This window comes from Beggiatoa leptomitoformis (assembly GCF_001305575.3).
Classification (GTDB): domain Bacteria; phylum Pseudomonadota; class Gammaproteobacteria; order Beggiatoales; family Beggiatoaceae; genus Beggiatoa; species Beggiatoa leptomitoformis.
Window position 1 is genome coordinate 1,733,861 of sequence record NZ_CP012373.2, and the last position, 14,671, is coordinate 1,748,531.

The 14,671-nt window shown below is 38.8% G+C and carries 13 protein-coding genes; 4 read left to right on the plus strand and 9 right to left on the minus strand.

The genetic code is table 11. The features are described from left to right. Nucleotides 1-31 precede the first annotated feature (31 nt). Genes AL038_RS07240 through AL038_RS07255 form a run of 4 tightly spaced genes read left to right on the plus strand, consistent with a single transcriptional unit; the run spans nucleotide 32 to nucleotide 4,179 of the window. Nucleotides 32-715 carry a hypothetical protein gene (locus AL038_RS07240; protein WP_062151076.1) on the plus strand — a complete coding sequence of 228 codons (684 nt, stop codon included), beginning with the start codon at nucleotides 32-34 and terminating at the stop codon, nucleotides 713-715. A gap of 16 nt (nucleotides 716-731) precedes the next feature. After that, entirely contained in the window at nucleotides 732-1,715 is a 984-nt protein-coding gene (locus AL038_RS07245) for a TAXI family TRAP transporter solute-binding subunit (protein WP_062151079.1), read from the plus strand. 12 nt (nucleotides 1,716-1,727) lie between these two features. Beyond that, nucleotides 1,728-3,140: an undecaprenyl-phosphate glucose phosphotransferase gene (locus AL038_RS07250; RefSeq protein WP_062151082.1), complete on the plus strand. Its 1,413-nt coding sequence runs from the start codon at nucleotides 1,728-1,730 to the stop codon at nucleotides 3,138-3,140. 19 nt (nucleotides 3,141-3,159) lie between these two features. Beyond that, nucleotides 3,160-4,179 (plus strand): NAD-dependent epimerase, encoded by a 1,020-nt coding sequence (locus tag AL038_RS07255; RefSeq protein WP_062151085.1) that lies wholly within the window; start codon nucleotides 3,160-3,162, stop codon nucleotides 4,177-4,179. A 227-nt stretch (nucleotides 4,180-4,406) separates the two neighbouring features. Here the strand turns inward: AL038_RS07255 and AL038_RS07260 are convergent, their stop codons facing one another. The 9 genes from AL038_RS07260 to AL038_RS07300 all read right to left on the minus strand — a co-directional run bounded on the left by AL038_RS07260 (nucleotide 4,407) and on the right by AL038_RS07300 (nucleotide 14,667). After that, the gene (locus tag AL038_RS07260) at nucleotides 4,407-5,552 is read right to left on the minus strand and encodes an ATP-binding protein (protein WP_062151088.1); all 1,146 of its coding nucleotides are present in this window, start codon (nucleotides 5,550-5,552) and stop codon (nucleotides 4,407-4,409) included. Nucleotides 5,553-5,601: 49 nt separating this feature from the next. Further along, on the minus strand, nucleotides 5,602-5,961 hold the full coding sequence (locus AL038_RS07265; protein WP_236839491.1) for a slr1659 superfamily regulator: 360 nt from the start codon (nucleotides 5,959-5,961) through the stop codon (nucleotides 5,602-5,604). A 10-nt stretch (nucleotides 5,962-5,971) separates the two neighbouring features. Continuing rightward, complete coding sequence (locus AL038_RS07270; RefSeq protein ID WP_062151094.1) at nucleotides 5,972-6,601, minus strand: slr1658 family protein; 630 nt, start codon at nucleotides 6,599-6,601, stop codon at nucleotides 5,972-5,974. A gap of 67 nt (nucleotides 6,602-6,668) precedes the next feature. Then, nucleotides 6,669-8,222 carry a SpoIIE family protein phosphatase gene (locus AL038_RS07275; protein WP_062151098.1) on the minus strand — a complete coding sequence of 518 codons (1,554 nt, stop codon included), beginning with the start codon at nucleotides 8,220-8,222 and terminating at the stop codon, nucleotides 6,669-6,671. A 146-nt stretch (nucleotides 8,223-8,368) separates the two neighbouring features. Then, the gene (locus AL038_RS07280; RefSeq protein WP_062151101.1) at nucleotides 8,369-10,192 is read right to left on the minus strand and encodes a thiamine pyrophosphate-binding protein; all 1,824 of its coding nucleotides are present in this window, start codon (nucleotides 10,190-10,192) and stop codon (nucleotides 8,369-8,371) included. 57 nt (nucleotides 10,193-10,249) lie between these two features. Next, a complete protein-coding gene (locus AL038_RS07285; protein ID WP_062151104.1) occupies nucleotides 10,250-10,975 on the minus strand; it encodes an SDR family NAD(P)-dependent oxidoreductase in 726 nt (241 codons plus the stop codon). An 80-nt stretch (nucleotides 10,976-11,055) separates the two neighbouring features. After that, on the minus strand, nucleotides 11,056-11,769 hold the full coding sequence (locus AL038_RS07290; protein ID WP_161575449.1) for a class I SAM-dependent methyltransferase: 714 nt from the start codon (nucleotides 11,767-11,769) through the stop codon (nucleotides 11,056-11,058). Between the two features lie 118 nt (nucleotides 11,770-11,887). Beyond that, nucleotides 11,888-14,071 carry a TonB-dependent receptor plug domain-containing protein gene (locus tag AL038_RS07295; protein ID WP_062151110.1) on the minus strand — a complete coding sequence of 728 codons (2,184 nt, stop codon included), beginning with the start codon at nucleotides 14,069-14,071 and terminating at the stop codon, nucleotides 11,888-11,890. A 5-nt stretch (nucleotides 14,072-14,076) separates the two neighbouring features. Next, a complete protein-coding gene (locus AL038_RS07300) occupies nucleotides 14,077-14,667 on the minus strand; it encodes a TOL_0243 family YfiR-like periplasmic protein (protein WP_062151113.1) in 591 nt (196 codons plus the stop codon). Nucleotides 14,668-14,671: the final 4 nt, after the last annotated feature.

Sequence of the window (14,671 nt, forward strand, 5' to 3'; positions counted from 1 at the left end):
GTTGCAGTACGTCAAAGGAATATAGAATAAAATGCGATATTCTCAAATACTTATTAAACTCATGAATACGTGTTTTATTCTTGGCTTAATTATCCTTATTTATTATGCAGGGTGTTGGGGAATTGCGGATGCTTTAACCCGTCAAGTGCGCCAAGAAATGCGCCAGTGGACAAAATCACCCACCCATTTAACGCAAGACCGTTGGACAATTGTTCAACAGAAAACCCAACAACTTGCTTTTTTAACACCAAATGCGCCAGACCTACTAGAATTACAAGCACAATTAAGCCATTGGCAACTGCGTTTCGTTACCTATGATTCCCTCTCACTCTATGAAGATTTACAAACGCAAGCCTTGAATTATTTTTTACAATCTGTTCGTACTAGACCGAGTTCCGCCTACACATGGAATAATATTACACTCTTAAAATATTATTTACGTCAATATGATAAGCAATTTTTTCAGGCGTTAGACAATACTGCCTCACTGGGAAAATGGGAACCACTTATTCAACAAGATATTGTAGAAACAGGGTTAATTAACTGGCATCGCCTGCCCGCTTCCTCACAGTTGACTGTTATATACATGATTGAACGTGGGTTGAGTATGCCCTTTAATCAAATGTCAACACTTATTCAACGTTATCATCGTCGTGCAACTATTTGTCAAAATCGACAATCCAATACCCCTTTACTAGCCAGTACCTGTTCATAAGCGGAGTTATCTGAAAATGCAATCGCCTATTCGTTCTCTTCTCATTTATCTGGGCTTAAGTCTCAGCCTATTGACCAGTCCTTCCTTATTTGCAGCGGAGGACACTCGCTATATTCATGTTGGCTCAGGCAGTGTGATTAATCTCTACTTTCCAACAGGGGGATTTTTATGTAGTGGATTAAATGAAAAATTTGCAACACATCACTTACGCTGCACGGTAGAACTAACGGCGGGTGGAATAGAAAATTTGGAAAAAGTTGCCGAAGGGAAACTTCAATTTGGTTTTACTGAAGCTGATTGGCAAACACAAGCTTATGAAAAATATAAAAATTTACGCTCAGTTTTTTCCATTTTTGACGAAGTCTTCACGGTTGTTGTCAGAGCAGATGCAAATGTTAAAACCTTAGATGACTTAAAAGGTAAACGCATTAACATTGGAGAAGCGGGCTCAGGACAACGCGCTTCTATGGAAAATCTTATGCAAGCTTTTGGTTGGGATAACACCATGTTTCAAGCGTTTGCAATTCGTGATGTTGACCAAGCTGACGCGCTTTGTCATAACCAAATTGATGCATTTGTTTATATGACAGGACACCCTAGTGTTTCTGTCCGTCAAGCAATAGATACGGGTCGACAACGGGAATTATCAGAGAAATACTGTGATGAAGCGACCATTCTAAACGTCAGTGGTAATGCAGTTGAACAATTTATTGCAAAACAAAAGGATTACCACACAGCCATCATTGCAGGCAATACTTATGAACGTCATCCAAATGATATATCTAGTTTTAGTACCAAAGCAACCCTTGTTACCAGTACAGATGTTCCAGATGACATCGTGTATGAAGTCGTGAAAACGGTTTTTTCTAGCTTTGCTGAAGGAAAAAAACTCCACCCTGTTTTTGCCAATTTAACCCCCGCAAAAATGATGTTAGGGAATACTGCCCCTCTTCATGCGGGTGCTGCAAAATACTACCGCGAACAAGGTTGGATTAAGTAAGGAACGCTTATTATGGCAGGTGGTTTAATTCGTCCCCATCATGCGAAACTGGCTGTTTTATTTCGTCTTGTGGATGCACTTTGGATAGGTGGGACGCTGTGGCTTCTTGCTTGGCAATGGAATGTTTTTTGGGAACATAGCTACTACTTGTCCACCACCTTGCTTGCAATGGGGCTATTTTTTTTTATTGCTGAATTCAATAATCTTTATCATTCATGGCGGGGCGGTGCGCTGGTTGGCGAAATTCAAATTATTTGGCGTATTTGGTTTTTGGTAACAGGCATTCTTCTTATTTTAGGGTTTACCTTCAAAGCCTCAGACTACCTTTCACGCTCGGTTATTCTTACATGGCTGGTTTTTGTTCCCATTATTTTGAGTTTATGGCGTTTAACATTACGCTCATTACTTGGCTATTTACGCGAATCAGGTAGAAATGGCAGAACTGCGATTATTATTGGTGCTGACACGCTAGGAATAGAGTTTGCTAAAACATTATTAGAACGTCCAGAAACAGGCATACGCTTATACGGTTTTTGTGACGACTTTAAACCCGTAACAGAACAGCCGCTGATAATCAACACCACAATAAATTGTTTAGGCACGCCAGATGTTGCCTTAGAACTTGCCAGAACAGGTGCAATCGACCTTGTTTATATTGCACTTCCTATGAAAGCTGAGACCCGCATACAAGAGTTAGTAACCGCTTTTGCAGATGCAACCGCTTCTGTTTATATCCTCCTTCCAGACTTATTCATGCTAGAAATGCTTCATGCGCGACTTGTTAATTTTGGCGATTTTTCTGCGGTTAGCATTTATGAAACCCCCTTTTCAGGCTATGGTGCATGGATAAAACGCCTAGAAGACATGCTATTAGCCAGTTTTATCCTGACACTAATCAGCATACCCATGCTTGTCATTGCCTGTTTAATCAGATTTACCTCTAAAGGTGAAATTCTCTTTAAACAATATCGCTATGGATTAAATGGTGAAGTCATTGAAGTTTGGAAATTTCGCACTATGCATGTTTGTGAAAATGGCGAACAAGTCACCCAAGCGCAACGTAATGACCCACGTATTACCGCGTTGGGTGGTTTTTTACGTCGGACATCACTAGACGAACTACCACAGTTTATTAATGTCTTACAAGGACGTATGTCCATTGTAGGCCCTCGCCCACATGCTGTTGCGCATAATGAACAATACCGCAAACTGATTCCCCGCTACATGTTACGTCACAAAGTAAAACCCGGAATTACAGGCTGGGCGCAAATCAATGGCTGGCGTGGTGAAACAGACACCTTAGAAAAAATGGCAAAACGGGTAGAGTACGATTTAGAATACATCCGCAACTGGTCAGTTTGGTTAGACTTAGAAATTATTTTTGCGACCATTTATAAAGGCTTTCTTAACAAAAACGCCTACTAACCGTACAGGATATTATCTCTTGAAAATATTAGTGACAGGCGCAGCAGGCTTTATTGGCTTTCATCTCGTTTCCCGTTTAATCACGCACGGTGATGACATTGTTGGTTTGGATAACCTCAATGATTACTATGATATTCGTCTAAAACAAGGACGGCTGAATGCAACAGGCATTCAAAACCCATCGTATAATACGTTTGTCGCTAGCACACTTGCACCCAATTATCGCTTTATCCAACTTAATTTAGAAGATAATGCCGCACTGCAAATCCTGTTTACCCAAGAAAAATTCGACATCGTTGTGAATCTTGCTGCACAAGCGGGTGTACGTTATTCCTTAGAAAACCCAAGTAGTTATATAAGTAGTAATATTGTTGGGTTTATGAATCTGTTAGAAGCCTGTCGCCATCATCCCGTGCAACATCTAGTTTATGCCAGTAGCTCCAGTGTTTATGGACTTAATAGCAAAATTCCCTTTTCTACTCAAGATAATACCGACCACCCTGCCAGTTTATATGCAGCCAGTAAAAAAGCCAATGAACTCATGGCGCATACTTATTCTCACCTCTACCAGTTACCAACAACGGGACTGCGTTTTTTTACTGTTTATGGTGAATGGGGCAGACCTGACATGGCTTATTTTTCCTTTACCCAAGCTATCTTAGCAGGACAACCCATTAATATTTATAATAATGGTAATATGCAACGGGATTTTACTTATATTGCGGATATTATCGAGGGATTAATGCGCGTTTTAGACCATCCGCCTGAACAAACAACCGCTACTATCCCCTATCGCTTATACAATATTGGAAATAATCAACCCGTTAAATTGCTGGATTTTATTCAAGTCTTAGAGCAAATTTTGGGAAAAACCGCTAAGAAAAACTACTTGCCTATGCAGGCGGGAGATGTTGTTATCACTTACGCAGATATTGATGATTTAATCCATGATTTTGCTTATAAACCACAAACTAAGATAGCCGAAGGGTTACAACGGTTTGTTGCGTGGTATCAGGGTTTTTATGCAGAAACCGTATAGAGAATAAACATAAGTGCTGAACATAAAATAATAAACACAATAATTAACTAAATCAGGATTTGGCGATTTAAGCGGGATAAAAAATAATAGCCTTGATAATCCAGTCAATTCTAATTAAGACAGTCTCACATTAAGAAAAAGACTTATCCTTAGCATTTTATTATTAAAAAACTTCTTGCCTAATAAACTGTTGCAAGAGATTTACTATTTATTTAGGATTATTCCGTTCAGTCATTTTCTGGATAACGAGGTAATTGTACAGTGAAAGCACTGCCTTGACCTAGTATGCTTTTTACATAGACTTCGCCATTCATTGCCTGACACAGTTGTTTACACAGCGTTAAACCGATACCAGAACCGTCGTATTGGCGAGTGTAGGAATTATCTACTTGGTTAAACGCCTCAAAAATACTAGATAATTTTTCCGCAGGAATACCAATGCCTGTGTCTTTTACCCGAAAATAAACGTAGTCTGCCCTGAGTTTGACGGCAAAACAGATTCGTCCTTGTTTGGTAAATTTTATCGCATTGGAAAGTAAATTTTGTAGGATTTGTTGTACACGTGTTGCATCAGCGCGCATTGTGCCTACTTTATTAAAGCATCTTACTTCTAAGATATTACCCTTCAAGGTTGGGCGGATAAGAGATACGACATTATTCACCATATCATTAACGGTAAATTCGGTAAGCGAGAGTGCTAACGTTTCGGTTTCAATTTTAGAAACATCCAAAATATCACTGACTAATGAAAGTAAATGCTCTCCCGCCCGTTGAATTTGGTGTAGCTCGTTGCTAAATTCTGCAAGTCCCATATCGGTTAAGTCTTCTTGTAAAAGCTCACCATAGCCTAAAATGGCATTTAATGGAGTACGTAATTCGTGGCTCATTTTGGCAAGAAAGATACTTTTTGCCTGATTTGCCATTTCAGCAGAAATTCTCGCCACATCCGCAGATTCTTTAGCATGGAGCAGCTCGGTTTCTATTCGTGAACGTTCTTGAATTTCAGCTTGTAATTGATTATTTTTCTCTTCCAGCTCTTGGGTACGTTCAGTTACTTTTTGTTCTAAACTGTTTTGTGCATCAACTAATTGCATTTCAAATAAATCAGCATGTTCAGTAATAACATCTAAGGATATTTCCAGCTTTTTTTTATTTTTAGCGAGAATATCTACTTGTTGTCGTAATTGTGTTATTTCTGCCGTGACTAACTGCTGTTCTTTAAGTTCTCTTAGTAAAGATAATTGTTGTGCTTTTAGTGCATTTAGTTGAGATTCGAGTTGTAATTTTTCTGCATTTGACTCGTCGAGCTGGTTTTGCAATTCTGCTAGTTGTTTAAATAATGGAGGATTACTTGCAGAAAAGTCGCCAAACATGATGAGAACATCCTTGATATAAAGTAGGTATTGTGGTGAGGTTTATTAATTACTCTAATTTTTCCAGTAAGTGTGGCATTAAACGTTGCAAATTGGTGGATAATTTTCTTTGCCACGCAACATGTTGTGAACTCAGTAAGGTAACATTGAGTTTTAATTCTTTAATCTCACTGATATACATAACAAATTTCGTCATCATGTTGATGCCTGAGCTATTGATAAATTGTAGGCAACGAATATCCAGTGTTAGCGGATTTGGTTCTTGCGTTTCTGCTGCATCTTTGAGTAGGTTTAAAATAGGTTCATAAGCAGGTGCGCCATTAAGCATCAGTGAACCGCCAAATATGACGCTGGCATCGTCGGGGTGATAAGTCACAGTATATTTATCATCTTTGATTTCGTTCATCATAATATCCTTTTTATGGTTGGTCTGCATCTAGTGTCACCATTGTTGTAACAGTGACAATATTAGGATCAGTCGCGTGTGGTTGGAACTTCCAGCCTAGTGTTGCGGCATGGTCACAAATCATACTAAGTAATCCTAAGCCTGAATGGTTTGCATTTTCTGCTTTTGCACTGTCACGCATGGTTTGCACATAAAGTTCTTCTGGATTGCAGGCTAATAATTGCTCAATATATTGTTGAAATATAGCTGCTTGTTGGGCAGTTGAACTGTTTTTAACGCTGAAGATGATTTTATCGGTATGCAGTGATAGGGCAATACAAGCGGTATTCTTTCTGAAGGGAATGGATTCATCTTGAAATTTCATTGCATTTTCTAACAATTCGTTTGCAACATATTTTACAGAATCACGCAAATTAGCGACAAGCAGCTCGTCCACAGATTCCAGATAGGTTTCTTGTTTGCTGACATAAAATACGCGGAAATAATCAGCAATAAAATCGGCAGACAATCCGTTATTTTCCCAGCGTTTTTTTAGTGGTGCATAAGTCGGAGAAAAGCCGATGGTTAAATACTCTATATATTCTGGTAACTCCTCAAAAAACGTTCCAAAAATTCTACTGGGTGATGCGTTGTTATTTCCCATAAAACATGCTCTCTTTATCTAGCCTAAGTTTAATAACCATTTTTTACCTGTGTCTTTATTCAACATTTTACGCCATACGTTTTATTACCAACAGAGTAATATCGTCAGCTATTTTATAGCCGTTAATATGACGTAATACGTCTGAAATAATGGCTTGTTGAATTTTCTTGGCGGATAGTTGCCAATGCGCTTGTATAACATCACAAAGACGTTCTAGTCCGAAAAGATTACCCTCATCATCTCGCGCTTCTGTAATCCCATCGGTATAAAGCACAATCCCTTCACCAATCGCAAGGTTTAGTTCTTCTGATACGAGAAAATCACTAATTTCACGTACTAAACCGACCATAAATCCCAAATTGAGGGTATCAATACATTCTACTTTACCATTTTGCCTGACAAGTAAGATATCTTCGTGTTGTCCTACAAAACGCAATACACCCGCTTCATAATCGAGCAGAGTAAGGGTTAAATTTTTGTCGGACTGCATACGGTGTACATTGTCAAACACGGCGCGGTTAAGAATAGCTAAAAAGGCTTTAGGGTCGGTCACATTATTAGTGAGCAATGTACGTACTGCCATTTGCACCATTAGCATAACCACGCCACTTTCTAGACCATGTCCTGTTACATCGCCAATTCCAATTTTTACCCGTCCATCATGTTGTAATACATCATAATAATCGCCACCAACCTCGTCTGCAGGTTCCATAAAGCCCGCAATATCTAATCCTTCAACCTGTTGCAATTCATTGGTTGTTGGTAAGACCATTTGTTGTAACCGGCGCGTAATATCCAGTTCTGCCCCCATGCGGCTATTTTCTTCGGTCAATTGTTTATTAAGAATACGAATTTCTTGGTCGCGTGCGGCAATATTTGCCAACATCTCGTTAAAGCCATCAATTAATTTGCCAATTTCGTCATTCACTGTTTTTGGAGCACGTAAGGTGTAGTTTTTTTCGCGTGTCACCGTTGTCATCACATGTAATAGATTATAAACAGGTTGTGTAATAATATTTTGTAAATAGCCTGCAAGTAATGAGGTAAGAATAAGAGAGATGAACATTACACCAAACACGGTGACGATATATAAGTATAAACGTTGTTGAAATCCTGTTAAATCAGACTGTATGAAAAGAATTCCAATAGGATTTCGTTCTTGGATTATTTTTGAGAAGACATTAACGTGGTTATCATGTGCAGTAAAACTGTCTTGCAGTTCTGCTAAATTCATCAATGACCTATTTTGGGTATCTGCAAAATAACGTTGGATAAAATTATTATTAATACCTTCAACATGTTTAGCATCCTTTCGGTAGTAGCTTGCAAATAATTTACCTTCCATTGTAAAAACATGTGCTTCTGTAATATTAGTTTTTACAGCAAGCGAAGACAACACATCAACGACTAAATGGTCATCATTAAATGCAAGTCCTGACGTGCTATTGCTATTAATAATCGTGGCTAACGCAAACAAATCTGTTTCAAGATTTTTCTCCAATGATTTATATTCATTAATAATTAATCCAATGGAGGTAAGTAATAATAAAAAAAGACTAACAACCAGAATAATAGCACTGAGTTTTCCTCGAATTGAAAGATTGTTCAGCAATGCTCTCATTGTGAAATATTCCTAACGTAATGAATAAAGTGTAAAACAAGAAACAATGCTTTGAACTGAGGAGAGATAAACAAGAGGGGCTTAAGAGATAAATAAATAAGGAAATTGATCAACACGACCGATATTTTAAATATTTCTTGTATATTCTACGATTTATTCAATGCACGCACACGCATTTCCATGGGTGGCACTTCTTTCGAATCAATATGAATATCTAGCAATGTTGGACCATTATGTGTTGCAATAGCTTTATAGTCCAATTGTTGCATATCATTCAGGGTGCGAATCGTATAAGCCTGTGCGCCTACTGCCCTTGCCATCATCGCGAAATCTACGGGCGGTAATTTGAATCCTATCATTTCAGCCCCCGTTAAGCGTTGTCCATGCATCACCATACCCAGTGCTTGATCATTTAAAATGACAAACACGATGGTTAATTGCTGTTCTACAGCAACAGTGATTTCTTGCCCACTCATTAAATAACTACCATCGCCAGTAATACAGACTACCAATTTACTGGGCGTTGCTAATGCCGTTCCTATCGACGCACCAATTGCCCAACCCATACTCCCAAAAGCCATTGATACCTGATAACGCCCCTCTACTTTTGGAAATAAATAATGCGTTGTCCACGCGAAACTATTGCCTGTATCCGCCAAAAAACGGGTTTCTGATGGAAAATTTAAAGTCAACTCACACATCAATCGTTGAGGCTTAATTGGTAATGTAATTGCGTCGGGATATTGTCTATATTTTTCAGGTGCGTTAATCTCAATATGACGTGGCGCACAAGCCTGCCCCAGTGTGCGACGTTCTATATCGCAAGACAACACATTTGATGGTTCTCCCCCCACTTTAGGTAACGCAATCTGATGCGTCGTGATGTGTTTCTCTAGTCTATGATGTAACTTATTAAAGATAGCTGTCAATCGCCCACAGACATGTAAACAAGCCATATAAGAGCGGGAAAAATATTTTGGTGTATGATGAACATGCACTAATTTATTATTCATCAATAATTTATCCCAACCATCTGTTGACCACTCACCCAAACTCGTTCCAATCGCTAATATTAAACCAACTGACTTATCAGCCAGTGCCTTACGCGCACTCAAATGTCCTGCAAACCCAAATACGCCACGATACAACGGATGATTTGAATTTATCCACGTTTTACCTTCGGGTGTTGTCACCATTAGTGCGTTCAATAATTCAGATAGTTTAACTATTTGGTCAATAGCACCTTCACAATCGCTACCAATCAAAAACACAATTTTCTTCTGCTTCTTGAGCAAGTCAATTAACCGATTAAAAAGTCTATCTAATGCACTCTCATCAATAAATGTAGAATCCAACAAATTAGCCAGTAAAACTAATCTGCCATCAAACTCATATTGTTTTTCCGTTTCGTACTCTTCACTTTCAATATCATTACTAACTACAAACTTAAATACATCAATAGGAACACTCAAATGTGCAGGACCTTGAGGATGACGTAAAGCCGCTGTAATCGCGTCTAGCAACTTACCTTCAAACTGATCAGGGTGAGAAATAATGCTACTGTAATTAGTACACTGATCGAACATTGATTGTGTATCCAACCCATCAGGAGATGACTCTTGAAATGAGCCTTTGCCAAAATTAGATAAGATTGTTTGTGCCGTAATAACCAACATAGGCGTATGGCTCAAATAAGCCGAAGCAACGCCCGTGATTAAATTAGTCGTACCTGGACCTGTTGTCGCGCAGCAAACGCCGAGTTTACCTGTTTCACGAGCATAACCATCCGCCATAAATGCGGCCCCTGTTTCATGCCGAGCAACAATTGCTTTTGGCCAATCAGCTCCTTTAAGCTGACCACGCGCTAAAGCATCATACAAAGGCGCAATCGCTCCTCCAGGAATTCCAAAGACATATTGAACTCCAATTTTTTTGAGATATCTAACAGCTAAATCGGCTAAAGTTGGCATGGTTTGGTGTTTCTCTAGTGCATCTGAATAGAAGTAAAAAATTATATACGTTATAAATTAAACAACACTCACACCGCCGTCAACGGTCCATATACTACCTGTTACATAAGTCGCCTCAAGTTGTGCAACGATAACATGTGCAACCTCTTCAGGTTTTCCAATACGTCCCAACGGAATTTCACTAGCTAACAATCTTTTAAATTCTGTTGCCGCCTCTGGACTACTACCTGCCTTATCAAACATAGGTGTATCAATAGGCCCTGGTGCAACCGCATTGATACGTATCCCCTTGGGTGTCAATTCTGTAACCATATTACACACAAAGGCATTGACTGCACCTTTTGTTGCAGCATATAAACATAAGTTAGATTTTTCCATTGTTTGCGCAACAACCGATGAAACGATACTGATGTTTCCCTGTCGTTTTTCTAATGCAGGGAGTAATTCCTTTATTAAAAAAATAGGACCCCAAACATTCGTGCTAAAGGACTCAAAAAAGTCTGTCCATTTGATGTCAGGAATGGGTATAGGTTTCGCAACTCCCGCATTACAAACAAGTACATCTAAGCCAGTTTCTAAAAAAGGAATTGCTAATTTTTGTAAGTCTTCAGGTTTAGACATATCAGCAAACAAAGATGTTACACCCAGTTCATTAGCCGTTTTTTGAAGTCTATTTGCATCACGACCAGAAATAAAAACGTCATAGCCTTTTTCTTTTAAAAGCTTCGCAGTTGCATGACCAATTCCTGAATTACCACCTGTCACTAGTGCTATTTTTTTCATTAAATTACACTTCTACTCAAAATGTGATGGTACATCACATTATCCATTGATACGATAATTCTAGCTTGAGTGAACAACATCTATAAACCCAAGTGATTTTTCAAAACAATTACTTGATGTGCCGAATATTTACTGACGTTCTGACAGCTAGAAAACCCTGCTTGCTTTGCCATAAACTCAAGTGTACTGGCTGTTTCTACAAAATCATTTTCCATTACATGACAACAAACTAGCTCTTTTTCCTCTGGTCTTATACCTTGCCATTCATTCCTTATGTGATAGCAATACCGTTGTAAATAAGTTGGGAGGTCTTCATTTTCTTCTCTCATCGCGTCAACCAATAGTAATATTCCATTTTTACTAAGGCGTTTAATAACGGATTGAAAAAAGTAGCTTTTTTCTTCATAAGACAAATGATGTATTGCAAAACTAGAAAAAATAACATCATACTGACGTTTGGTATTTTGCAGTGCTTGCAACAAATCTATTTTATGCAATTCTACAGGGCAGGCTAACAGACTAAGATTTTTCTCTGCCAATTCCAGTGCTGTTGCAGAAAGATCAACTCCACAATAATACGTTATGGGTAGATTCACTAATATGGGTGCCGAATAAGTAGCATCCCCACAGCCCAAGTCCAAAAAAGAGAATTCATCCTCTAATTCACTTAAAACACGAGCTACATCAGTGTATATTTCACGATGTGATAGGTTATTAGCAGTGACAACACGATGATAAATACTCCAAACATCCATAGTACCAAAATAGTCTTCTACACTTTTAATATCTTCCACGTTTTCCATCTCCACCAGTTATATATTTAACCTGTAATATTGAGGTACTTTTTTAGGAGAACTCTCGTAAATTTAAGCATCTACAAGAGTCCTAATATCATGACAAAACATAACTATTTCAGTATTTATACCGAAACTCTATAAAATAGAATCGTCCAGCACCAGGCAAGTCGTTAGGCACATTAACAACTGAACCACTGCTAGGTTCAGGAGAAGGATAACGAACATCTTCGTCAAATAGATTACGAATACCAAATGCAACGTTAGTATTGCCCGCTCGAATATCTTTGCGACGAATCGTTAAATCTACCGTTGTATAGCCGTTTAATGCAGGGCGTGGATCATTTAGCCCGCGTACCCATCCATTGTTCCAATTAACTTGGGTATCTACATACCATGTAGAACCAAGCAGATAATCTGCGCGTAAATAAGCCATCTGTTCAGGTGCATTATTCAAGACGTTATTTGCTTCATCTTTAGCGTTTTGATAACTATAATTAAAAAGCAAGCTAGACTTAATGCTGGTTTTCCAACGCGCTTCGAATTCAAATCCTTGCCCTTTCCAATCGGTCGCATTTGCATATTGCAATTCAGTATCACCAATAGCAATAAGTGTGATTTTATCCTTAATATTATATTGATATAGGTTAAAAGCTAAATGCAGACTTTCTAACGCACGATAATCAAAGGCTAATTCCCATGTTTCACTTTTTTCAGGTTTTAAATCTGGGTTGCCAAGAAGAGCTGGGTTGTTTCGGTTATATAAGTTTTGAAAAGAAGGCGCACGAAAAGCCTTGCCATATAGTAGCTTGGTTGTTAAATCAGAACGTACCTGCCAGACTAAACCAACACGTGGATTAACAGTTGAACCAAAATCAGAGTATTCATCGTAACGCACACCTGTTGTCAGTTCCCATTCAGGATTGATTGTCCACGCATCCTGTATAAAAAGATACCCATCAGTCCGTGATACTTCTGGTATAAATGAAGCGGATGTATCACTCACATCCACAAGAGTAGTTGGTGACACATCTTCGCCTGTAAAGGGATTAGTACCATAGTTTTTTACCTCTTTTACTTCATATTGGTCATAGTTAGCGTAACCGACACCAACACGTATCGAATGGTCATCAATGCCATGATAAAATCCAGATAATGCTAATTGTGTTTGATTTTCTGACGCTGATGGACGACCCAAATATCCTATTGGATAAGTACCACCGAATGCACCTATAGGAAAGATATAAAACTCTGCCTCAAAATGCGTATTCAAATAACTCAACTGTGTTTGAACGTCCCAATTTTTGGTAAATTTAGGGTCGTGATAAGTCAGATCAGCATTGATTCTTTGTTCAGACATAGGTTGATCTGAACCAAGTGCTTGCGCAATGCCTGTTCCAGCCCCCATATCCTCTCCCTTATGCAAACCTGCCCTTAATTGCCAACGCTGTTTACTAATATCAATATGAGTGTCATAGGTCGTAATTTCTGACCCATACTCGCCTGGTGCTAAAGATGCGTGTGTGCCAAACATACCGTCAAATACAGTTTGTGCATCACTTTCTACTGTACCTTGATGTCCATCTGTTTTAGTAAATTCAGCCATTGCCGCGATTTTAAAACCATTCCACTCACTACCATGTGTTACCCAAGTGTCTTGCGTGTTATAACTGCCAAGTCGTACACCCACTTCTGTTCCATCAATATCATCAGCCGTTTTAGTGATGATATTAATTACCCCAGCAAGCGCATCAGCCCCATAAACAGCAGAACCAGGACCACGAATAATTTCAATACGAGAAACTGTACTAATAGGAAAACCGCTCCAATATAATCCTTTAGAACCACGGTGTGAATCGTTAAGTCGAATACCATTAACTAAAACCAATAAACCTGAATCATGGTCTCCCGCTACGGAAATTCCGCGAACACTATAAACAGGGATATTAAAATAGTTGTATGAAACCTGTATGCCCGGAACACTACGTAAAGCATCATCGAGCGTTCTTGCACCCATTGCCTCAAGGTCTTGTGATGTAATAACGGTTGTAACTGCAGGTGCGCGGTCCGTTACCTGTTTTGCTCCTGTAGCAATGCTGGTTGTCTTTGCTTTGACTAAACCACCAAAAATATCAAAAGCATCATCCAACTTAATTTCCACTTCAGACAATTCAGCTAAATCTAAATCACGTAATTGTGCCAAACGCGCTCTTTTGGCTATTTCATCATCAGTTGCGGCATGTAGGTCTAACGCTAACAACACTAAGCAAGCTGTGCATAGATAAATTGTTATCTTATTCATGTTAGTTACTCCGCCCCTCTTTGCTGATTAACCGCTTTCAGTTTCGAGTTATCAGCACTTATATCTGTTGCAACTCTCAAAAGATTCGCACTCGGCTTAATGGCAACCGCATTGATTATTGTTGAATCTAAGGCTAGGCGGACTTTATTATCTTCATTGTAAAATTTGAGCATTCCACCTTGTTCAACAAAATTCGCCATATCACTCACAGTTAAAATGGGCAGCCGTTGGAGTGCTTGCAAAATCGTTTTTAGCCGTGCTTGTTCCGAATCACTAATAAATAATACATGACACGAATTTGCTTCTTGTACTTGTTGCAACCGCTTTACCTTAATAGCATGTCCGTGTACTGTTTGATTTTCAACTACAATATCAATATTTTGTTGAAAGGGGTCGCGTCCTAAGATACAAATATAAAAAGATTGATTTTTGTTATCTGATAGGGTTGTTGGAGGATAATACAGAAAGCTGCCTAGTTTATATAAAAAGGTTGCTTTAATTTCGTATTCTTCCGCAGCTGACAGTGCGTAAGCAACTGGCTGGTAGAGTAACGTGATGAGGGCGAATATCACTATTCTCCCTAATAATGTCGACATAGTG